Annotated in this window: 20 protein-coding genes; 7 read left to right on the top strand and 13 right to left on the bottom strand. The window is 63.4% G+C overall.

The features are described from left to right. On the top strand, window positions 1-222 hold a 222-nt coding region (locus tag BM279_RS23465; protein ID WP_208604553.1), incomplete at its 5' end, for a hypothetical protein. Window positions 223-374: 152 nt separating this feature from the next. Here the strand turns inward: BM279_RS23465 and norR are convergent. Further along, window positions 375-1,937 (bottom strand): nitric oxide reductase transcriptional regulator NorR, encoded by a 1,563-nt coding sequence (gene norR, locus BM279_RS20290; RefSeq protein ID WP_093506776.1) that lies wholly within the window; start codon window positions 1,935-1,937, stop codon window positions 375-377. Between the two features lie 158 nt (window positions 1,938-2,095). Here norR and hmpA point away from each other — a divergent pair, with 158 nt between their 5' ends. After that, window positions 2,096-3,277 (top strand): NO-inducible flavohemoprotein, encoded by a 1,182-nt coding sequence (gene hmpA, locus BM279_RS20285; protein WP_093506774.1) that lies wholly within the window; start codon window positions 2,096-2,098, stop codon window positions 3,275-3,277. 38 nt (window positions 3,278-3,315) lie between these two features. On the opposite strand, the gene BM279_RS20280 is transcribed toward hmpA, so the two are convergent. Together BM279_RS20280 and BM279_RS20275 are read right to left on the bottom strand one after the other, a co-directional pair. Then, window positions 3,316-4,548, bottom strand: a complete 1,233-nt coding sequence (locus BM279_RS20280; protein ID WP_093506772.1) for a CaiB/BaiF CoA transferase family protein — start codon at window positions 4,546-4,548, stop codon at window positions 3,316-3,318. Window positions 4,549-4,622: 74 nt separating this feature from the next. Further along, window positions 4,623-5,804 carry an acyl-CoA dehydrogenase gene (locus tag BM279_RS20275; RefSeq protein WP_093506770.1) on the bottom strand — a complete coding sequence of 394 codons (1,182 nt, stop codon included), beginning with the start codon at window positions 5,802-5,804 and terminating at the stop codon, window positions 4,623-4,625. Between the two features lie 152 nt (window positions 5,805-5,956). On the opposite strand from BM279_RS20275, the gene BM279_RS20270 reads away from it, so the two are divergent. After that, on the top strand, window positions 5,957-6,856 hold the full coding sequence (locus BM279_RS20270) for a LysR family transcriptional regulator (protein ID WP_093506768.1): 900 nt from the start codon (window positions 5,957-5,959) through the stop codon (window positions 6,854-6,856). Between the two features lie 196 nt (window positions 6,857-7,052). Next, the gene (locus tag BM279_RS20265) at window positions 7,053-8,312 is read left to right on the top strand and encodes a DUF5924 family protein (RefSeq protein WP_093506766.1); all 1,260 of its coding nucleotides are present in this window, start codon (window positions 7,053-7,055) and stop codon (window positions 8,310-8,312) included. Here BM279_RS20265 and BM279_RS20260 read toward each other — a convergent pair. The 6 genes from BM279_RS20260 to BM279_RS20235 all read right to left on the bottom strand — a co-directional run bounded on the left by BM279_RS20260 (window position 8,294) and on the right by BM279_RS20235 (window position 12,208). Then, window positions 8,294-9,523 (bottom strand): nucleoside recognition domain-containing protein, encoded by a 1,230-nt coding sequence (locus BM279_RS20260; RefSeq protein ID WP_093506764.1) that lies wholly within the window; start codon window positions 9,521-9,523, stop codon window positions 8,294-8,296. The two genes, BM279_RS20265 and BM279_RS20260, sit on opposite strands and share 19 nt — an antisense overlap. 130 nt (window positions 9,524-9,653) lie before the next feature. After that, window positions 9,654-10,115, bottom strand: a complete 462-nt coding sequence (locus BM279_RS20255) for an inhibitor of vertebrate lysozyme family protein (protein ID WP_178109922.1) — start codon at window positions 10,113-10,115, stop codon at window positions 9,654-9,656. 13 nt (window positions 10,116-10,128) lie between these two features. Then, window positions 10,129-10,293, bottom strand: coding sequence for a DUF1328 domain-containing protein (locus BM279_RS20250; protein WP_013789335.1), 165 nt, complete (start codon window positions 10,291-10,293; stop codon window positions 10,129-10,131). Window positions 10,294-10,357: 64 nt separating this feature from the next. Continuing rightward, window positions 10,358-10,648, bottom strand: a complete 291-nt coding sequence (locus BM279_RS20245) for a hypothetical protein (protein ID WP_093506760.1) — start codon at window positions 10,646-10,648, stop codon at window positions 10,358-10,360. 201 nt (window positions 10,649-10,849) lie between these two features. Then, window positions 10,850-11,284 (bottom strand): ferritin-like domain-containing protein, encoded by a 435-nt coding sequence (locus tag BM279_RS20240; RefSeq protein WP_093506758.1) that lies wholly within the window; start codon window positions 11,282-11,284, stop codon window positions 10,850-10,852. A gap of 72 nt (window positions 11,285-11,356) precedes the next feature. Beyond that, on the bottom strand, window positions 11,357-12,208 hold the full coding sequence (locus BM279_RS20235; RefSeq protein ID WP_093506756.1) for a BON domain-containing protein: 852 nt from the start codon (window positions 12,206-12,208) through the stop codon (window positions 11,357-11,359). 225 nt (window positions 12,209-12,433) lie between these two features. Here BM279_RS20235 and algB point away from each other — a divergent pair, with 225 nt between their 5' ends. Together algB and BM279_RS20225 are read left to right on the top strand one after the other, a co-directional pair. After that, on the top strand, window positions 12,434-13,777 hold the full coding sequence (gene algB, locus BM279_RS20230) for a sigma-54-dependent response regulator transcription factor AlgB (RefSeq protein WP_093506754.1): 1,344 nt from the start codon (window positions 12,434-12,436) through the stop codon (window positions 13,775-13,777). Next, window positions 13,774-15,558, top strand: a complete 1,785-nt coding sequence (locus BM279_RS20225) for a KinB sensor domain-containing domain (protein WP_093506752.1) — start codon at window positions 13,774-13,776, stop codon at window positions 15,556-15,558. The genes algB and BM279_RS20225 overlap by 4 nt, the downstream gene beginning before the upstream one ends. A 5-nt stretch (window positions 15,559-15,563) precedes the next feature. Here BM279_RS20225 and BM279_RS20220 read toward each other — a convergent pair whose 3' ends face one another. Both BM279_RS20220 and BM279_RS20215 read right to left on the bottom strand, forming a co-directional pair. Further along, window positions 15,564-16,346, bottom strand: coding sequence for an N-acetylmuramoyl-L-alanine amidase (locus BM279_RS20220; protein WP_093506750.1), 783 nt, complete (start codon window positions 16,344-16,346; stop codon window positions 15,564-15,566). Next, the gene (locus tag BM279_RS20215; RefSeq protein ID WP_093506748.1) at window positions 16,343-16,936 is read right to left on the bottom strand and encodes a MarC family protein; all 594 of its coding nucleotides are present in this window, start codon (window positions 16,934-16,936) and stop codon (window positions 16,343-16,345) included. The genes BM279_RS20220 and BM279_RS20215 overlap by 4 nt, the downstream gene beginning before the upstream one ends. Window positions 16,937-17,082: 146 nt before the next feature. On the opposite strand from BM279_RS20215, the gene BM279_RS20210 reads away from it, so the two are divergent. Next, a complete protein-coding gene (locus BM279_RS20210) occupies window positions 17,083-18,501 on the top strand; it encodes a DASH family cryptochrome (RefSeq protein ID WP_093506746.1) in 1,419 nt (472 codons plus the stop codon). A gap of 49 nt (window positions 18,502-18,550) precedes the next feature. Here BM279_RS20210 and BM279_RS20205 read toward each other — a convergent pair whose 3' ends face one another. Both BM279_RS20205 and phoU read right to left on the bottom strand, forming a co-directional pair. Beyond that, on the bottom strand, window positions 18,551-19,453 hold the full coding sequence (locus tag BM279_RS20205; RefSeq protein WP_093506744.1) for a response regulator: 903 nt from the start codon (window positions 19,451-19,453) through the stop codon (window positions 18,551-18,553). A 117-nt stretch (window positions 19,454-19,570) separates the two neighbouring features. After that, the gene (gene phoU / locus BM279_RS20200) at window positions 19,571-20,299 is read right to left on the bottom strand and encodes a phosphate signaling complex protein PhoU (protein ID WP_093506742.1); all 729 of its coding nucleotides are present in this window, start codon (window positions 20,297-20,299) and stop codon (window positions 19,571-19,573) included. Window positions 20,300-20,408: the final 109 nt, after the last annotated feature.

Here is a 20,408-nt window from a genome sequence, read left to right as displayed (position 1 = left end):
GAAGAATTTTTTCTTTCTTCTCAACACCTTGCAGCGCCCGACCAGACCATCTTCTCTCCAGCGGGAGGCGCATTCTACAGCGTTACAAACCGCTGTCAACACCCTCATTTACCGCCTTCGATCAACCTGACCGAACCATCCACAGAACCACTCAAACCGCCCTGTCGATGCCGGCGCATTCTACTCGAATTCGCCGTCCGTGCAACCTTTATCTTCGTCTAACTCGTTGATCTACAAAGAGTTTTCAGATCAGACTGCGCCGGAAGTGGTGCGCATTATAGGCCCCTCGAAACTCAGGTCAAGGGGTTATTTCATCTAATTGAAATAAAGCTGCCAGACGGGCTCCTTCTATATAAGCAGCAACCCGAACGGGCCTATTTCAGGTCCAGCCGCCGGGCCAACCGCTGCAGGTTGGCCCGATCCACTGCCAGCTCGCGCGCCACCTCCGCCCAGCGCCCGGCATGACGATCGAGGGCTGCTTGTATAAGACGCCGCTGGTAGTCATCCACCGCGTCGCGAAGCGACTGCCCCGCCGGCGGTACCTCTGCCTCGCTCGTCCCGCTCACCTCTTCTTCTATATAGCTACGATGCGCGGGATGCAGGTCCAGCGCGCGGCTGTCGATGGTCAGTATCTGCGGACGCTCGGCACAGGCCGACAGCGCCTTGATCGCTGCGCGGCCGATCAGGTGCTCCAACTCTCTAACATTGCCCGGCCAGTCATGCTGCAAGAGCGTCTTCTGCACATCCGGCGCAAGACGCAGGCTGCGCAGCCCCAGGCGCGCACGATTGTCTTCGAGAAAGTACCCCGCCAGCAGCAACACGTCGCGCCCCCGCTCACGCAGAGCCGGCACCTTGAGCGGGTAGACGCTCAGGCGATGATAGAGGTCGGCACGAAAGCGCCCGGCACGCACCTCTTCGGCCAGGTCGCGGTTGGTAGCCGCCAGCACGCGGACGTCTACCCGGTGCTCGCGATCCGACCCTACACGCTGCAGCTGCCCGCTCTGCAATACCCGCAGCAGCTTTGATTGCACTGCCAGGGGCAGCTCGCCTACCTCGTCGAGAAACAGGGTGGCACCGTCAGCCAGTTCGAACTTGCCACGCCGCTCGCTGACCGCTCCCGAAAATGCGCCCCGGACGTGACCGAACAACTCGCTCTCCACCAAGGTATCCGGCAGCGCCGCACAGTTGATGCTGACCATGGGTCGTGAGGCCCGGGCCGACGCTCCATGCAGCGCCTCGGCCACCAGCTCCTTGCCCACGCCCGTCTCGCCACTGATCAGCACCGTCAGGTCACTGCTGCCGACCAGCTCGATCTCCTGCAGCAGCGCCTTGTGCCTGGGGCTCTGACCGATCATCTCCCTCGGCCGTACGGCGGCAGCTGCTTGCTTATAAAGGTCGGCGCGGCGTTGCTCATCTTCCACACGCCCCATAAGCAGGGAAATGCGCTCACTGGCCGCCACGGTCGCCGCCGCGAGACTGGCGAAAGCTTCCAGCATGCCCAGGTCGACACGGCCGAAGCTGCTCGACTGCAGCGAGTCCAGGGTCAGCAGCCCCCAGAGCTGCTCTTTCACATACAGCGGGCAACCCAGGCAGTCATGCACTTCCAGGTGCCCATGCTGCCCTTCCAGCAAGCCATCGTAGGGATCGGGCAACTCGCAGTCGGCGGCAAAGCGGGTGGGCCCGCGATGCTGCAACAGCTCATGCAGGCGCGGATGCTCGCTCACCTTGAAGCGTCGGCCCATGGTGTCGGCGCTCAGCCCCTCCACGGACAGCGGCACCAGCACCTCGCCGTCGAGCCTGAGCAGCGCCACGGCGTCACAGGGAAACAGCTGCCGCAAGGCAGCGAGCAGCCGTCGATAGCGCTCACGCTCGGGGAGTTCGCGGGACAGGTCGTCCACCAGCGGAAGCAGGGCGCCCAGCAACGGATTCGAAGTCATAAAGACACCAATAGAGTCATAAAGACACAAAAGCACCTAAGTCAAAAAGACTCATAGCATGCCCAACCCCAGTAATCCAGCGGCCTCGCAAGTTGGCACGGGATCTGTAATGAGCCAGGTAGAGAAAACATCCATGCCTTGCGACAGGAACGATCACCATGCTGAGCAACCAACAACGCGCCATCATCAAAGCCACCGTGCCCCTGCTGGAAACCGGCGGCGAAGCCCTGACCCGACACTTCTACGCGATGATGCTGAAGGAGTATCCGCAGGTGCGCCCGCTGTTCAATCAGGCTCACCAGGCCAGCGGCGCCCAGCAGCGCGCACTGGCCAGTGCGGTGCTGATGTATGCCCGGCACATCGACCGCCTGGAGGCGCTCGGCCCGCTGGTAGGCCAGATCGTCAACAAGCACGTGGCGCTGCAGATCCTACCGGAACATTACCCGATCGTGGGCAGTTGCCTGTTGCGGGCCATTCGCGAAGTGCTGGGTGAGGAAATCGCTACGGATGAGGTGATCCAGGCTTGGGGCGTGGCCTACGGGCAACTGGCGGACATCCTGATCGGCGCCGAAGAGCAGGCGTACAAGGAGCACGAACAGGCACCGGGCGGGTGGCGCGGGTCGCGCGACTTCAAGGTGGTGAGCAAGAACGTCGAGAGCGAGGAGATCACTTCTTTCCTCCTGGCGCCGGTGGACGGCGGTGCCGTGCTACGCCAGCAGCCGGGACAGTACATCGGCCTGCGCATGGTCATCGATGGCCAGGAACAGCGCCGCAACTACTCGCTTTCCGCTCAGGGCAACGGCCGCGACTATCGCATCAGCGTAAAGCGCGAAAACGAGGGCAAGGTATCCAACTACCTGCATGACCATGTCCAGGAAGGCGACACCCTGGAGCTGTTTCCACCAGCGGGTGACTTCGTGCTGCGCCCTTCGAGCAAGCCCCTGGCATTGATCACCGCGGGCGTAGGCATCACGCCGGCGTTGACCATGCTGGAAGCGGCCCGCGAGAGCGGCCGGCCGATTCATTTCATTCACTATGCGCGCCACGGCGGGGTGCATGCCTTCAAACGGTGGATTGAAGAACAGAGCCGTGATTACCCACAGATCAGTTACCGCTTCTGCTACAGCGCCCCGCGTGACGGTGACCAGCCCCATGCCCAGGGCGTGGTCAGCCGCGAACAACTGGCCGACTGGCTGCCGGAAGACCGCGACCTGGACGCTTACTTCCTCGGGCCGAAGCCCTTCATGGCGCAGGTCAAGCGGCACCTGAGCGACCTCGGGGTTCCCGGCGAACAGTGCCACTACGAGTTCTTCGGCCCGGCCTCCCAACTGGACGCCTGAGTACACTCCTCGTCTTTGACTCGGCGGCTCACGCCGGGTCAGATCACGCCCTGATCCCGTAGCGCCTGAATCTGCTCGGCGTCCAGCCCCAGCACCTCGCCGAGCACCCGCTCGGTGTGCTCCCCCAACAGCGGCGGCGCCTGGCGATATTCGACGGGGCTGGCCGACAGCCGCAGCGGGCTGGCCACCTGAGGCGTGTTGCCCGCCAGCGGATGGGGCAGGTCAAGACGCAGCCCCCGGGCGATAACCTGCGGATCGGCGAACACCTGCTGCAGATCGTTGACCGGCCCGCATGGCACGCCTGCCGCTTCGAGCAGGCCGACCCATTGCGCGGTGGTACGGAACACCGTGGCCTGGCGGATCAGCGGGATCAGCTCGGCGCGGTGGGCGACACGCTGGCCGTTGCTGGCGAAGCGCGGGTCCGCGCCCCATTCGGGATGGCCGGCCACTTCGCAGAACTTGAGGAACTGGCTGTCATTACCCACCGTGAGGATCAGGTCGCCATCGGCGGTCGGGAAGGCCTGGTAAGGCACGATGTTGGGGTGGGCATTGCCCAGGCGCTTCGGCGAAACACCGGTGGTCAGGTAGTTCATCGCCTGGTTGGCCAGGCACGCCACCTGCACGTCGAGCAGGGCCATGTCGATGTGCTGGCCCTCGCCGGTCTTGTCGCGGTGCGCCAGCGCCGCCAGCACGGCGACCGTGGCGTACAGCCCGGTGAGGATGTCGGTCAGCGCGACGCCGACCTTGACCGGGCCGCCGCCCTCGCCGCCCTCGCCGCTATCGGGCTGGCCGGTCAGGCTCATCAGGCCGCCCAGGCCCTGGATCATGAAATCATAACCGGCACGCTTGGCGTAAGGGCCGCTCTGGCCAAAGCCGGTGATCGAGCAATAGATCAGCCGCGGGTTGATCGCCTTGAGGCTGGCGTAATCCAGCCCGTAGGCCGCCAGGCCGCCGACCTTGAAATTCTCGATGAGGATGTCCGATTTGGCCGCCAGCTCGCGCACCAGGCGCTGGCCTTCGGCCTGGGTGAAATCCAGGGTCAGCGACTGCTTGTTGCGGTTGGCGGCGAGGAAATAGGCCGCCTCGCTGGTGTCGCGCCCGTCGCCATCACGCAGGTAGGGCGGCCCCCACTGGCGGGTGTCATCGCCGACCTTGGGCCGTTCGACCTTGATGACATCGGCGCCGAGGTCGGCCAGGTTCTGCCCGCACCAGGGCCCGGCGAGCACGCGGGACAGGTCGAGCACGCGCAGATGAGACAGAGCACCGGACATCGCAGAGGCCTCGTACGGAGATGACGCAGGCGCTCCCACGCCAGGCGCGGGAACGATCGACAAGCTGGAGCGGCTTAGAAGAAGGCCTGGATGCCCGTCTGCGCCCGCCCCAGAATCAGCGCGTGCACATCGTGGGTACCCTCATAGGTGTTGACCACCTCGAGGTTGACCAGATGGCGGGCCACGCCGAATTCGTCGCTGATGCCGTTGCCGCCCAGCATGTCACGGGCCATCCGAGCGATATCCAGCGCCTTGCCGCAGCTGTTGCGCTTCATGATCGACGTGATTTCCACCGCCGCGGTGCCTTCGTCCTTCATCCGCCCCAGGCGCAGGCAGCCCTGCAGGGCCAGGGTGATTTCGGTCTGCATGTCGGCAAGCTTCTTCTGGATCAGCTGGTTGGCGGCCAATGGGCGGCCGAACTGCTGACGATCCAGGGTGTACTGGCGCGCCGTGTGCCAGCAGGCTTCGGCAGCACCCAGCGCGCCCCAGCTGATGCCGTAGCGAGCCGAGTTCAGGCAGGTGAACGGGCCGCGCAGGCCGCGCACATCGGGGAACGCGTTCTCTTCGGGGCAGAACACGTTGTCCATGACGACTTCGCCGGTGATCGACGCACGCAGGCCGACCTTGCCGTGAATCGCCGGCGCCGACAGGCCTTCCCAGCCCTTTTCCAGCACGAAACCGCGGATCTCGCCGGCATCGTCCCTGGCCCAGACCACGAAGACATCGGCAATCGGGCTATTGGTGATCCACATCTTGTTGCCGGTCAGGCGGTAACCGCCGTCGACCTTCTTGGCGCGGGTGATCATCGAGCCCGGATCGGAGCCATAATTCGGCTCGGTGAGGCCGAAGCAGCCAATGTACTCGCCAGTGGCCAGCTTGGGCAGGTACTTCTGCTTGGTCGCTTCGCTGCCGAATTCATTGATCGGCACCATCACCAGCGACGACTGCACGCTCATCATCGATCGGTAACCGGAGTCGATACGCTCCACTTCGCGGGCGATCAGCCCGTAGCACACGTAGTTGAGGCCGCTGCCGCCGTAGGCTTCAGGAATGGTCGCACCAAGCAGGCCGGTTTCGCCCATCTCGCGGAAGATCGCCGGGTCGGTCTTTTCATGACGGAAGGCCTCGAGCACCCGCGGCGCCAACTTGTCGGCGGCAAATTGCTCAGCGCTGTCACGCACCATGCGCTCTTCTTCGGTGAGCTGCTGGTCGAGCAGCAGCGGGTCGATCCAGTTGAAGCTTGCCTTGCCGGCCATCGTGAAATCCTCGGGCAGTAACGTGTGGGCTGAGCCTAAAAGCCTAGCCGGCTGCCCGCAAACGACTAATCCGCATGCCACTGTGCAAAAAACTCACTCCGAGATAGCCTTAGGATCAATAAAACGCGCTATCCAGTGAGGTACTTGCACAGATGCGTCGCAAGATCCCCAGCACCGCAGCGCTGGTCGCCTTCGAGGCCTCCGCCCGCCACCAGAGCTTCACCCGGGCAGCCGATGAACTGGCGCTGACCCAGGGCGCGGTTTGCCGGCAGATCGCCGGGCTCGAAGCTTTTCTTGGCGTTGAGCTGTTTCGCCGCTCGCGCCGCGGCGTATTGCTGACCGAAGCAGGCACCGCCTATGCGGCCAAGGTAGCCGCGCAGCTCGATGCCGTGGAGCGCGACACCCTGGCGCTGATGGGTGCCCAGGGCGCCATGGGCCTGGAGCTCGCCGTGGTACCGACCTTCGCGACGCAATGGCTGCTGCCGCGACTCAAGGACTTCCAGCGATTGCACCCGGAGGTCACCGTGCACCTGACCAACCGCACACGGCCGTTCCTGTTCGCCGACACCGGCTTCGACGCGGCGATCTATTTCGGCGATGGCGACTGGTCGGGTACCGAGGCGCATTTTCTGATGCACGAACACCTGACGCCGGTGTGCAGCCCCATGCTGCTCGGCGGCCAGCCAGCCACCGTCGAGCGCATCGCCGAGCTGCCGCTGCTGCAGCAGAGCACCCGCCCCTACGCCTGGCGCCAGTGGTTCGCGGCGCAGGGGCTGAACGTCAGTCGCGACATGACCGGCCCGCGCCTGGAACTGTTCTCGATGCTCGCCCAGGCGGCCCGTCATGAGATGGGGGTGGCGTTGATCCCGCCGTTTCTTATCCAGCGCGAGCTGGCCGACGGCAGCCTGGTGGTCGCCCTCGATCGACCGGTACCGGACGGCGGCCGCGCCTATTACCTGACCGTGCCGGAGCGCAAGGTGGAGTCGGCGGCGTTGCAGGCGTTTCGGGATTGGTTGTTGGGGGAGGCGCAGCAGTATCGAGTTATGAGCTGATTGGTCTCACAGGCAGCAGGACCGCGTAGCAATCTATAAGACGAGTTATGTTCATGATTTCGCGCGCATGGCGCGCTCCCACAAGTCCTGTAGCACCTCGCCTAGAGGGCTCCCATCGCCGCACTTCAGACGAACTGCGCCTGATCGGCGGAAGCCGCAAATTAGGGCAAATGCAGTATCCTGCGAATCGTTCTAGATGACTGCCAGAACTGCCTTGTCTCTACTCGATTCCAGCAAAAGCCTCATATTCCGGATCATCGCGCTGATGCAGCGGCATCCGGGCGCCATCGCCATTTTCGGTTTTTTCTCCGGTGTCGCCAGCTTCGTGCTGGTCGACCGTCAAGCCGGACTGGCCAAGGTGCTGGCTCTGGTGCTGCTGGTCAGCTGGCTATGGCTGATTCTCGAAAACGTGCTGCGCGAACGCATCGCCGCGCGCTTCGGTTTCGAGCTGCCGCGGCCGTTGCTGCGTTACGCCACGCAGATGATCCACCAGGAAAGTCTGTTCTTCGTTCTGCCGTTCTTCTTCATCACCACCACCTGGAACAGCAGTCAGGCGCTGTTCAGCGGCTTGCTGGCCGCCGCGGCGCTGGTGTCGATCACCGATCCGCTGTACTACAAGTGGCTGGCGCCGCGGCGCTGGATCTTTCTCGCCTATCACACCCTGGCGCTGTTCGCGGTGATGCTCACGGCGCTGCCGATCATCTTCAAGCTCAACACCACGCAAAGCTATCAGTACTCCCTCGCCGCGGCGGTGGTGCTGTCGTTTCCCAGCCTGTTCACCATCATCACCGTGCGCAAATGGTGGCGCGGCCTGCTATTGGTTGGCCTGACCCTGGCCATCGGCGCGTTCGGCTGGGTGACCCGCACCTGGGTGCCGCCGGCCACGTTGTGGCTGACCGAGGTGGCGATCACCACCGAGTTCGACAACCAGAACCGTTCACCGGGCGAAGGTATCGATCAGCTGACCGTCAGCCAGCTGCGCGCCAACGGCCTGTACGCCTACACGGCGATCAACGCACCGCGCGGTCTGGACGAGCGCATCTATCACGTCTGGGAACACAACGGTAAGGAGCTGGAGCGCATCGCCCTGGACATCCACGGCGGCCGCGAGAAAGGCTACCGCGCCTGGACCCACAAGAAGAATTTCCCCCAGGACGTGGAAGGCGACTGGGAGATTCAGGTGCTGACCGATGCCGGGCAGATGATCGGCGTACTGCGCTTCGAGGTCACCGCCGATGGCAGCATGCCGGCGAGTTCGCCGAGCATCAAAGACAAGCCGGCCGCCGAATCCGAGGAGCCGGCTGAGGCGCCACAGGATGAACCTGAAACGCCGGCCGAACCGGCGCCTGAGTCGACCGAGCCGCCCGCCGAGCCCGAACCCAAAGGCCAACCCGAAGCCGAGCAGCCCTCAGCTGCGCCGGCTGATGACTCGGCCGATCAGCCGAAGAACCAGTAGCACACGCCAATCGCAGCTACTACGCCGGCGAACTCGGCGAGCAAAGCGCAGCCCACCGCATGCCGGGCGCGCTGGATACCGACCGCGCCGAAGTACACGGCCAGCACGTAAAAGGTGGTCTCCGTACTGCCCTGGATGATCGCTGCCGCTAATGCCGGGAAGCTGTCCACGCCCTGGCTCTGCATGGTTTCGATCAGCATGGCCCGGGCGGCGCTGCCGGAGAACGGCTTGACCATTGCAGTGGGTAGCGCGTCGACGAAGCGGGTGTCCCAGCCGCCCCAGGCGACGATCCAGCGGATACCGTCCAGCGCTGCCTCCAGAGCACCGGAGGCGCGCAGCACGCCAATCGCGCAGAGCATCGCCACCAGGTAGGGCAGCAGGCTCTTGGCGACGTCGAAACCCTCCTTGGCGCCCTCGATGAACTGCTCGTAAACCTGCACCTTGCGCAGCGCGCCGATCACCACGAAGGCGACGACTATCCCGAACAGGGTGAGGTTGCCCATCAGCGACGACAGTGCCGCCAACGCAGTGGCGGACATGCCGGCGAGCATGGCCATGAAACTGCCGAGCAGGAGGGCGCCGGGAATCAGGTAGGCCAGCACCACCGGGTCCCACAGGCGCAGACGCTGCATGATGGCCACGGAGAACAGGCCGACCAGGGTCGACACGCTGGTCGCCAACAGGATGGGCAGGAACACCAGGGTCGGGTCGGGCGCGCCTTGCTGGGCGCGGTACATGAAGATGCTTACCGGCAGCAGCGTCAGCGATGAGGCGTTGAGCACCAGAAACAGAATCTGCGCGTTGCTCGCCGTGGTGCTACTGGGGTTGAGCTCCTGTAGCGAGCGCATGGCCTTGAGGCCGATGGGCGTGGCAGCGTTATCCAGGCCCAGGCCGTTGGCGGCGAAGTTCATGGTGATCAGGCCGAGTGCCGGATGGCCGCGGGGCACTTCGGGCATCAACCGGGCGAATAGCGGACCGAGCACCCGCGCCAGGGCATCCACCAGGCCGGCCTTCTCGGCGATGCGCAGCAGGCCAAGCCACAGGGTCAGGGTGCCGAATAGCAGCACCATCACTTCGACGGACAGCTTGGCCATGGCAAACAGACTTTCCACCATCGCGCCGAATACCGCCGGGTCGTCCGCCAGCAGCCAGCGACTGAGAGCGGCCACTGCCGCCACCACGAAAAAGCTCAGCCATAGGCCGTTGAGCATAGGTCACCCCCTGAAACGTAGCGGCTGATGATAGCGCGGCCGGGGGCTGGAAGTGGAAGCGTAAATGCGCTGCGGGGGAATAGCGGAGTGCGGATAGAGCAACGGCGCCAGAAGGCGCCGTTTGGTTGCATCAGTACCAGTTGGGGTCTTTCTTCAACTGCTCCTGGAGCAGCTGTTTGATGCCGTCGTCCGGCTCACCGAGCCAGCGCAGATCAGCGTGCTTGCTGGGTGTCTTGTCCTTGGGCAGTCCGGCAGGTACCTGCACCCACAGGGCGTAGGCATCGTCCCCGTCCTGGGAAAAGGCAACGTAGAGGCGCTGATTGAAACAGTCCGAGGTTTCGCACAATTGCCCGACCAGATAGGAGTCACCGTCTTCCTCCAGGGTCTTCATCGGCGTGGCGATGCCACTGAGGTTGATCACCCATTCGGGCAGACGCTCCTCATCGCGAATCAGATCCTGCCAGGCTTCACGATACTCAGTGTTGCTGGTCAGCAACTCGTTGAGGCGAAACTCGCCATCGGTATTGGCGGCCAAGGCCGCCGCACTACCGCCCAGCAAGAGAGCGGCAGCGAGCGTCTTGAATCGATTCATCAGCATGCCTCGCCTAGCCCCGTGGGCGACGACCCATGATGAACGAAACGATGAACATCACCAGGAACACCACGAAAAGGATTTTCGCGATACCTGTGGCAGTGCCTGCGATACCACCGAAACCCAGTACGGCAGCAACGATGGCGATGATCAGAAAGGTAATGGCCCAACTCAGCATGGCGTTTCTCCTTGGTATTTTTGAGGTCTTACGGGTGCATCACTTGTGAATTCGTTAAGTCGTCTCAGAACACCCAGCGGGTCTGCTTGGCCGGGGCCTGAACGGAGTCGGCACGTACCCAGTCGTCCTCGCTATGCGCCGTCGAGGCGCTGACAGTGTGCAAAGAAGCGGGTACGGCCCGTAGCGCAGCCGGGCTTGCTTTGGCTGGAGACTGTTCGATGGGGGTACTGATAGAGGTGGAAACCTGCGGCACTGCGACCTTTTGCTCCGGCGCATTGGCGATGCTGACCAGCAGAACCATCACGGCGGCGACGGCAAGAATCAGAATCTCGGTATGGGCGCGGTGCAGGTTCATGGTGGTTCCTCATATTCGCTGTCGAACGGCTCGGCGTTCTTCTCATGAGGGGATAATTGCAGCCTGCGTGCCAGCTTTTTAAAAAAATAAATTCCTTTTAAAACATATACTTATAGACAGTAAATAAAATGCCACCATTGGCATCCTGCACGATGGCCGCCTGCGGCTCGGGCGTTCTGCACGACACCGCAGGCGCCTGCCTCACTGCATCTTCTTGCTTAGTGCGCTCATACGCTGATGACACTCACGTACCTTGGGCATCTCCACGGCCAGCAGGGCCTGCACGTCAGGCTGAGCGCTCTCCAAAGCATCCTCGAAGGCTTCGAGAATGCGGTCTTCGGCTTCTTCGAGCTGCGCCACATAGGTGGCCTCTTCGTCACTCGACAAGGTAGCGCGGGCATCGGCATAGGCTTGGCGCATCTTGCCTACGAGGGTTCCGCTACTGGCAGGCGCCTCGTGGTTGGCAGCGACCTTGACTGCCAGCGCTTGGATAATCTGGTGCTTGGCCTCGGCCATTTCACGCAGCAGCGCCTTGAGTTGTTCATTGTCGATCTCGTCGTGGGCGTGTTCATAAAAGCGCTGACCATCGCGAATAATGGCGATCAGCTCGTTAAGTTGCTCGGTCTTCTGGCTCATGGTGGCTCTCCTGAGAAGGGTCTGTAGCGGATGAAACGGTGGGCGGGCCCGAATGGCCCGTCCTGAGGGTGATTAGCCGGATATACGCAGTGCGTCGGCATCGACGCCACGTACACCGCGGATGGTGCGCGCTGTTTCCACGGCCAGACGTTTTTCGGCGTTGCTGAGTACGGTGCCGCTGAGTCGCACGAAGCCTTCGCGGGTTTCGACCTTGATGTTCAGGGCATCGAGGTTGCGGCTATAGAGGTAGCTGGCCTTGATCTTGTTGGTGATCCACGCATCGCTGATCGAGGCTGCGGCATCGCTGGCGGCGTTCTGCGCTTCGGCCGAGGTGCTGTCGGCGGTGTTGATGCTCAAGTGGTTGTGCACTTCGCGCACGCCTTCAGTATTGGTGACTAGCTCACCGGCCAGTTCCTTGGCAGCCGGGGTACCGGCATTGCCGCTGAGGCTGACCACGCCATTCTCGGCACGCACCTGAATGTCCAGGCCCTCGGTATTGGTGTTCCATAGCAGGCGGGACCTGACTGTGGCAGCCAGGGTAGCGTCATCAAAACGCTGGGCCAGGGTCTTGTCGGTGACGATCCGCGCCTGGTCTTCGAGCACCGGTGGCGACAGATCGGCGTCGATCTGCAACTGGTTATCCACCTGACGAACACCTTCGATGCTGCTCGCCAGTTCGCTGGCAAGCTCACGCTCGGCAGGGTTCTCCACCGCGCCTTTGAGCGTGACGACGCCATCTTCCACGCTCACCTCGATATCGAAGGGGTCGAGGTGACGATTGAGTGCGAATGCGGTGTCGATGGCTCCCTGCTGGCGGGCATCGCTCAATTGCCGGGCCAGATCGCCTTCGGCCGCCTGCGCGAGCGGAGCCAGAGTAATCAGACCGGCAATAGCCATGGCCAACGTGGATTGTCTCAACAGCATGTAACGCCTCCTTTTTAGCCAAAAAAGCCGCTCGCAAGCGGACCGGGTAGGGTCGCAAGCGGTATGCCAGGCAGCTTGAAAAATAAAAACCAACTAAAATCAGCCGGTTAAATCCAATGCCTGGCTATGGGCCGCTTGCACGATGCAAGATCGCGCCATACTAGCCGTGCAACTTGCACGAAGATTTCCAGATAATCTCTGCCATTCACCCCATGGAGCACGTAAATGGAAGCAACAGGTCAGAGCGGGCGCATCCTATTGGTCGACGACGAAGCGGCTATCCTGCGTACCTTCCGCTATTGCCTGGAGGACGAGGGCTACCAGGTCACGACCGCCAACAGCGCCGCGCAAACCGAATCGCTGCTGCAGCGCCAGGTATTCGACATGTGCTTTCTCGATTTGCGCCTGGGGGATGAAAATGGCCTGGACGTGCTCGCCCAGATGCGAGTCCAGGCGCCGTGGATGCGCGTGGTAATCGTCACCGCCCACTCAGCCATCGACAGCGCCGTGGACGCCATGCAGGCCGGCGCCGCCGATTATCTGGTCAAGCCATGCAGCCCCGATCAACTGCGCCTGGCTGCCGCCAAGCAGCTGGAAGTGCGCCAGTTGTCTGCCCGCCTCGAAGCCCTGGAAGGTGAAGTGCGCAAGCCCAGCGACGGCATCGACTCGCACAGCCCGGCGATGATGGCGATTCTGGAAACCGCCCGGCAGGTGGCCACCACCGATGCCAACATTCTGATTCTCGGCGAGTCCGGTACCGGCAAGGGCGAGTTGGCACGGGCCATTCACGGCTGGAGCCGACGCGCGAAGAAATCCTGCGTGACCATCAACTGCCCGTCGCTGACCGCCGAGCTGATGGAAAGCGAGCTGTTCGGCCACAGCCGCGGCGCTTTCACCGGCGCCAGCGAAAGTACCCTGGGGCGGGTCAACCAGGCGGATGGCGGTACCCTGTTCCTCGACGAAATCGGCGACTTCCCGCTGACCCTGCAACCCAAGCTGCTGCGTTTCATCCAGGACAAGGAATACGAGCGCGTTGGCGACCCGGTCACCCGCCATGCTGACGTGCGCATCCTCGCCGCCACCAACCGCGACCTCAACGAGATGGTCCGCGAAGGTCACTTCCGAGAAGACTTGCTGTATCGCCTGAACGTCATCACCCTGACGCTGCCGCCACTGCGCGAACGCGCCGACGACATCCTCACCCTGGCCAATCGCTTCCTGGCCCGCTTCGTCAAGGACTATGCCCGCCCGGCCCGTGGCTTCAACGATGACGCCACCAAGGCGCTGCTCGCCTACCAATGGCCCGGTAATATCCGCGAGCTGCGCAACGTCATCGAACGCGCCAGCATCATCTGCCCGGGCGAATGGGTGGACGTGGCCCACCTGGGCATGAGCGCTCCGGCGGCCAACAGCGCGCCGCGGGTAGGCGCCGACCTGAGCCTCGAGGAGCTGGAAAAGGCGCACATCGCCGCTGTGCTGGCCAACAGCGACACCCTCGACCAGGCCGCCAAGACCCTGGGCATCGACGCCTCGACCCTGTATCGCAAACGCAAGCAGCTTGGCCTATGAAACTACGCAGCAAGCTGTTTCTCAGCACCAGCGCGCTGCTGACCGTAGCCTTGCTGGGGTTGAGCCTGGGCATCTTCAGCGTCCTGCAGTTGACCCAGTCGCAGAGTCGTTCCCTGGCGCACAACCTGGAAATCATCAGCACCAGCCTGGATCTGCGCCAGGAACTAGGCCGGCAATTGTTCCTGATGCTTGGCGAAGACTTCGACGACAGCACGGTACAACGCCTGCAGGAATCCGATCAGCGCATCCGCGGCTGGCTCGACGACAGTCTTAAAAGCAGCGTGACCGAGGCTGATCGCCAGGCGATCCAGCAGATCCAGGACGCCTACCAGACGTTCAGCACCATGCTAGAAGACCCCCTGACGGTGCGTGATGAGCTGCTGACCAACGACGATTTCGCCAAGACCATCGAAACCGTTCGCGACCGCCTCAACACCCTGCAGGTCCAGTACGTAGCCGCCGTCAAGGACGCCGAGGTGCAGGCCCAGGAACGCGCCTGGCTGATCGCTGGGCTGCTGGGCCTGGTCGGACTGGCGGTGCTGGTGATCGGCTTCATTACCGCCCACACCATCGCCCGCCGCGTCGGCCAGCCGATCGATGCTCTCGCCCGCGCGGCCGACCAGATCGGCCGCGGCGACTTCCAGGTCACCCTGCCGATCACCCCGGTGGCCGAGCTGTCGGCGCTCAGTCGCCGCTTCGGCCTGATGGCCGAGAGCTTGCGCCAGCTCAAGAGCAGCAACGTCGAAGCACTGATGTCCGAGCAGCGGCGCCTGCAAGCGGTGCTCGACAGCATCGACGACGGCCTGCTGATCTTTGGCCGCGACGGCCTGCTCGAACACTTCAACCCGGTGGCCCAGCGCCAGCTCGGCTGGGACGACCAACCCCTCGGCCAGCGCCCTAGCCAGGCGCTCGGCCGCCCGGAACTGGACGAACAGCTGCAGCACGTGCTGCAAGGCCACAACCTGGAGCAGCGCCTGGCCGACCTGCAGGTGGAGGCCAATGGCGAGACGCGCCTGCTCAACTACAGCCTGACGCCGGTCAGCCACAGCCAGGGGCATATCCTCGGCGCGGTGATGGTGCTGCACGACGTGACCGAGCAGCGCGCCTTCGAGCGCGCGCGCAACGAATTCGTGCTGCGCGCCTCCCACGAACTGCGCACCCCGGTGACCGGCATGCACATGGCGTTCGGCCTGCTACGTGAGCGCAGCAAGTTCGCGGCAGAATCCCGTGAAGCCGATCTGGTGAATATCGTCGACGAGGAGATGGAGCGGCTGGTGCACCTGATCGAGGACCTGCTGAATTTCTCGCGCTACCAGAGCGGTGTGCAGAAGCTCGAGTTGGCGCCCTGCGACATTCCCGAGCTGCTCGACAACGCCGTGCGGCGCCACCTGGGCAAAGCCCAGACCCGACAGATCGACATACAGCTGGAGATGGGCGATGCCCTGCCGCGCACTCACTTGGATCGCGCGCAGATCGAGCGCGTGCTCGACCACCTGATCGACAACGCCCTACGGCACAGCCCGGAGGGCGGCACCCTGCGCCTGTGCGCCCAGCGCCAGGAAGAGCGCCTGCTGATCAGCGTCGAGGATGAAGGCGAAGGGATTGCCTACGGCCAGCAGGCCAGGCTGTTCGAGCCGTTCGTACAGATCGGCCACAAGAAGGGTGGCGCTGGCCTTGGTCTGGCGCTGTGCAAGGAGATCGTCCAGCTGCACGGCGGACGCATCGGCGCCGAATCCCAGCCGGGGCAAGGTGCACGCTTTCACCTCGCCCTGCCTCTTTAATCGCCTCAGCCCTTGGCGAGGCGATTGACCTCCAGCAGCAGGGCTGCAGTTTCCGCGTCCGGCTGCCCGTCGTAGAGCGCCTGCCGGTACTTCATCTGGAAGGCGCGAATCACGTTGCGGGTTTCCTCATCCAGCACGCCAGTGCTCGGCACCGTGTAGCCCTGCTCGGCCAGCTGTTGCTGGAACCAGGCGACGCTCGGCAGGCTGGTGCTGAACACCGCCTGCTGGCGGGCCACTACCTCGGCGTTCGGCCAGGGCATCAGTCCGGCATCGGCCAGTTGCTTCCAGGGAAACATCGGCCCCGGATCGACCTTGCGCTGTGGCGCGATATCGCTGTGGCCAATGATGCTGCCCGGCGGTAGGTGATGGCGCTGCATGATGTCCTTGAGCAGCACGATCAGCGCATCGATCTGCGGCTGGGCGTAAGGCTGCCAGTAACGGCCATTGGGCGTGTCGAAATAGCCCTGGTTGACCATCTCGATGCCGATGGTGGTGCCGTTTAACCAGGTGCGGCCCTGCCACTCGCTGACCCCGGCATGCCAGGCGCGGCGGTTCTCGTCGACCAACTGGTAGATGGTCGGCGGCACGGCGTTGATCAGGTAGTGAGCGCTGACCTCTTCTTTGGTCAGCAGCTCCAGCGAGTGTGGCAGATCGGTCGAGGTGTAATGCAGCACGATGTACTGCACGCGGCTGTTCTGGCCGACGGCGGTATAGCTGTGGTCGATGCGCGGGCCGCTGCTGCAGCCGGCGAGTACGAGGACGAACAGGACAAGACTGAGAAATTTCATGGCTGGATGTGCAATACGCTCTGAATGTTGTCCAGCAGCATGTCGACGCTGAGCATGATCAACAGCATGCCCATCAGTCGCTCCACTGCGGTCAGCCCACGAGGGCCAAGGAAGCGCTGCAGGAAAGACGCCTGCAGCAGGATGAAAGCGGTCGCCGCCCAAGCCATGATTAACGCCAGGTAAAGCTCCCACAGCGCGCCCTCATGGGTGTTTCGCAAGGTCATCAATACCGCCAGCGCCGAAGGACCTGCCACCGCCGGCGTGGCCAGCGGCACCAGCATCGGCTCGCCGTCGGGCACGTCGCCCAGTACGCCTTGCGGGCTGGGAAAGATCAAGCGCATGGCGATGACGAACAGGATGATACCGCCGGCAATCGCCGTTGCCTCCCGAGACAGGCCCAATGCGCTGAGCACTTTGTCACCAAAGGTGAGAAACAGCAGCAACAACCCCAGGGCGAACAGCAGTTCGCGCGCGGCCACCCACATGCGCCGCTCCGGGCGGACATTCTTCAAAGCCGCGATAAAGATGGCGATGTTGCCGAACGGGTCGGTGACCAGAAACAGCAATACGGCGATGCTGAAGATATCCATTGAAAGGGCTCCTTGAAAACAGCCGCGCAGTTTAGTGGCTAAGAGCCTTCAAGTCAGTGGCCACGACCTTTGATCGCCGCCGGACGGTGCTGAACTTGTCATACCTCTGCACGATCAACATGCAGTCGACTATGAGGGAACATGCCATGCGCGCGCTGCTCTGGTTCAAACAGGATCTTCGCCTCGATGATCACCCCGCCCTGCAGGCCGCACTCGCGTCCAACTGCCTGCTACCGCTCTACGTACTCGACCCGGCGCTGCTGCAGTTCGACGAATTCGGCAGCCGACGTATCGGTGTACACCGCGCACGCTTCCTGCTGGAAAGCCTAACTGCTCTGGACAGCGCGCTGCGCCAGCGCGGCTCCAAGCTGCTGGTGGTCAGCGGCAAGCCCGAAGAGGTGATCGCGCAGTTGGTCGGCCAGTTCGATATGCGCCAGGTCATCACCCTCGACGAGATCGCCCCCCAGGAGCGCGCTGTGCTCGCCCGGGTACGCGAAGCCCTTGGGCCGGTGCCGCTGCGCACCGCCCAAAACAATGGGCTGTTCAGCGAAGCCGAGCTGCCCTGCCCGCTCGATCAGTTGCCAACGGTGTACAGCCAGTTCCGCACCCTGATCGACGCGCGCCAGTACGTGTTTCAGCCGCAGTCGGCGCCCGAACAGCTCCCACCGCTGCCCGAAAGCCTGGACATTAGCGCCTACGGCCTGCCGACTCAATCGCAACTGGGCCTCGGCGATGCCCTGAGCCTGGTGCCCAGCGCGTTCCCGTTCTCCGGTGGCGAGACCGCCGCCCTGGCGCGCCTGCGCGACTACCTGTGGGACAGCCAGAACGTGCGTACCTATAAGGAAACCCGCAACGGCATGATCGGCAGCGAGTACTCGTCCAAGTTCTCGCCCTGGCTGGCCAATGGCTCTCTGTCGCCACGCCGTACCGCCGCCGAACTGCGTCGCCACGAGTCGCTATACGGCGCGAACGAGTCGACCTACTGGCTGTGGGCAGAATTGCTGTGGCGCGAATTCTTCCGCTGCACCCTGCAGCGTTATGGCCAGGCGCTGTTCGAGCCCGGTGGCCTGAGAGCCACCGAGCGAGCACCGCAACAGATTGACGAGCGTTTCGAGCAGTGGGCCCACGGGCGCACCGGCATGCCCCTGGTGGACGCCAACATGCGCGAGCTCGCCGCCACCGGCTACATGTCCAACCGCGGCCGCCAAGTGGTGGCCAGCTACCTGGTCAGCGACCTGCAGCAAGACTGGCGCCACGGTGCGGCCTGGTTCGAGGAGCACCTGATCGACTACGACCCGGCGAGCAACTGGGGCAACTGGGCGTATTTGGCCGGCGTTGGCAGCGACCCGCGTCTGAAGCGCACCTTCAACGCCCTCAAGCAGGCGCGCCAGTACGACCCGCAGGGTGAGTACGTGAGCCTGTGGATACCGGAGCTGCGTAATCTGCCGGAAAACCTGCGTCACACGCCGTTTCTACTGCAGGCGCAGCAGCTTGATGCCATCAACTATCCACGGCTGGAGCGGATTCCGGATTCCTGGCAGCGCCACCTCAACGAAGTGGCCTAGACGAGAACCGAGCATGCCGCACGGCAGCTCGGTGTCTGGCGGGGCCTGATCAGGCTCCGGGCGTGAAGTGCTTCTGGGTGGTGCCGCGAGCGATCAGGCGGGACAGATAGTCCAGCTTCTGCGGATCGCGATCGACGAAGCGGAACACCACCTGCAGCCATTCGCTGTCGGGCTTCGGCTCGAACGCTGCCACACTGTGCAGGTAGCCGTTCAGACGCGCCACTTCCGAGGCTTCGCCCTGCTCGAGGTCGAGCACCGCGCTCTCCAGCACCTGGGGCAGCAGTTCGCCGCGTTTGACCACCAGCAATGCTTCCTTGAGGCTCAGTGCCTTGACCACGCAGGCCATCATGCCGCCGGGCAGGCGCAGCTGGCCCTGACTGCGGCCCGCCGGTGCCGGGGTGGCGGCCTTGGCCGGCGCAGGCGCCGCGGCTGGAGCGGTAGCTGCCTGGGTAGGCGCCGTCGGGCGGACGGTCTCGGCCTTGCCACCGGTCAGGGCGGCCAGGGAATCGTTGGCGAAGGCGCCAGTGCTGAGCATTTTCGGCGGTGCGGCGGACATCAGGGCAGCCAGCTTGCCGGCGCGCTGCAGGGCTTTCTTGACCTTGGTGATCAGTTGCTCGTTGGAAAACGGCTTGCCGATGAAATCCGATACGCCGGCCTGAATGGCCTGCACCACGTTTTCCTTGTCGCCACGGCTGGTGACCATGATGAACGGCACGCCCTTGAGCGACTCCTGCTCACGGCACCATTGCAACAGCTCGAGGCCGGACATCTCCGGCATTTCCCAGTCACAGAGAATCAGATCGATCGGGTTGCGGCCTAGGATCTGTTGGGCCTTGCGGCCGTTGACTGCTTCTTCGATCTGGATACCGGGAAGGTGGTCACGCAGCCCCTTCTTTACCAGATCACGGATAAAGGTGGCGTCGTCCACCACCAGTACACTGACTTTGCTCATCGACCACTCCCTCGAATGGCCCTTAGCATAGACGTGTGCACTGGCTTATTGCCAACATTAAAGCGCAACCCTGAGGCCCCGCGCACAGGCCCAACCTTGGCCCTTTGGGGGCAGGCATCACTCCTTGGCGCCGCTCTGCACTTCTTCGCGCATGCGGGTCAGGCCCATGTGCTTGACGTCGGTGCCGCGGACCAGATAGATCACCAGTTCGGCGATATTGCGCGCGTGGTCGCCGATACGCTCCAGCGAGCGCAGCGCCCAGATCACGTTGAGCACGCGGGAGATCGAGCGCGGGTCTTCCATCATGTAGGTAACCAGCTCGCGCAGTGCAGTTTTGTATTCGCGGTCGACGGTCTTGTCGTACTGGGCGACCGACAGCGCCAGGTCGGCGTCGAAACGGGCGAAGGCGTCCAGCGCTTCCTGGACCATCTTGCGCACCTGGTCGCCGATATGGCGCACCTCGACGTAACCGCGTGGCGACTCGCCTTCCTCGGTCAGCAGGATGGCACGCTTGGCGATCTTGGTGGCTTCGTCGCCGATGCGCTCCAGATCGATCACCGACTTGGAGATGCTGATGATCAGGCGCAGGTCGGAAGCGGCCGGCTGACGGCGAGCGAGGATGCGCACGCATTCCTCGTCGATATTGCGCTCCATCTGGTTGATCTGGTCATCGACCTCGCGCACCTGCTGGGCCAGGCCGGAGTCGGCCTCGATCAGCGAAGTGACCGCGTCGTTGACCTGTTTCTCGACCAGGCCGCCCATGGCAAGGAGGTGGCTGCGCACTTCCTCCAGCTCGGCATTGAATTGCTGGGAAATGTGGTGGTTCAGGCTGTCTTTATTGATCATCTGGTTTCGCTCCGCGAAAGCTTCGCTTGAGTGGCCATGGTGCGCACGCTGCACCTTCCACGTTTATCTCAGCACAGAGGCCTTTGGAAAATGCTCCTTGGTGCGAAGG

It is taken from the genome of Phytopseudomonas straminea, assembly GCF_900112645.1.
GTDB classification, from domain to species: Bacteria; Pseudomonadota; Gammaproteobacteria; order Pseudomonadales; family Pseudomonadaceae; genus Aquipseudomonas; species Aquipseudomonas straminea.
This window is presented reverse-complemented; position numbering and strand designations above follow the sequence as displayed.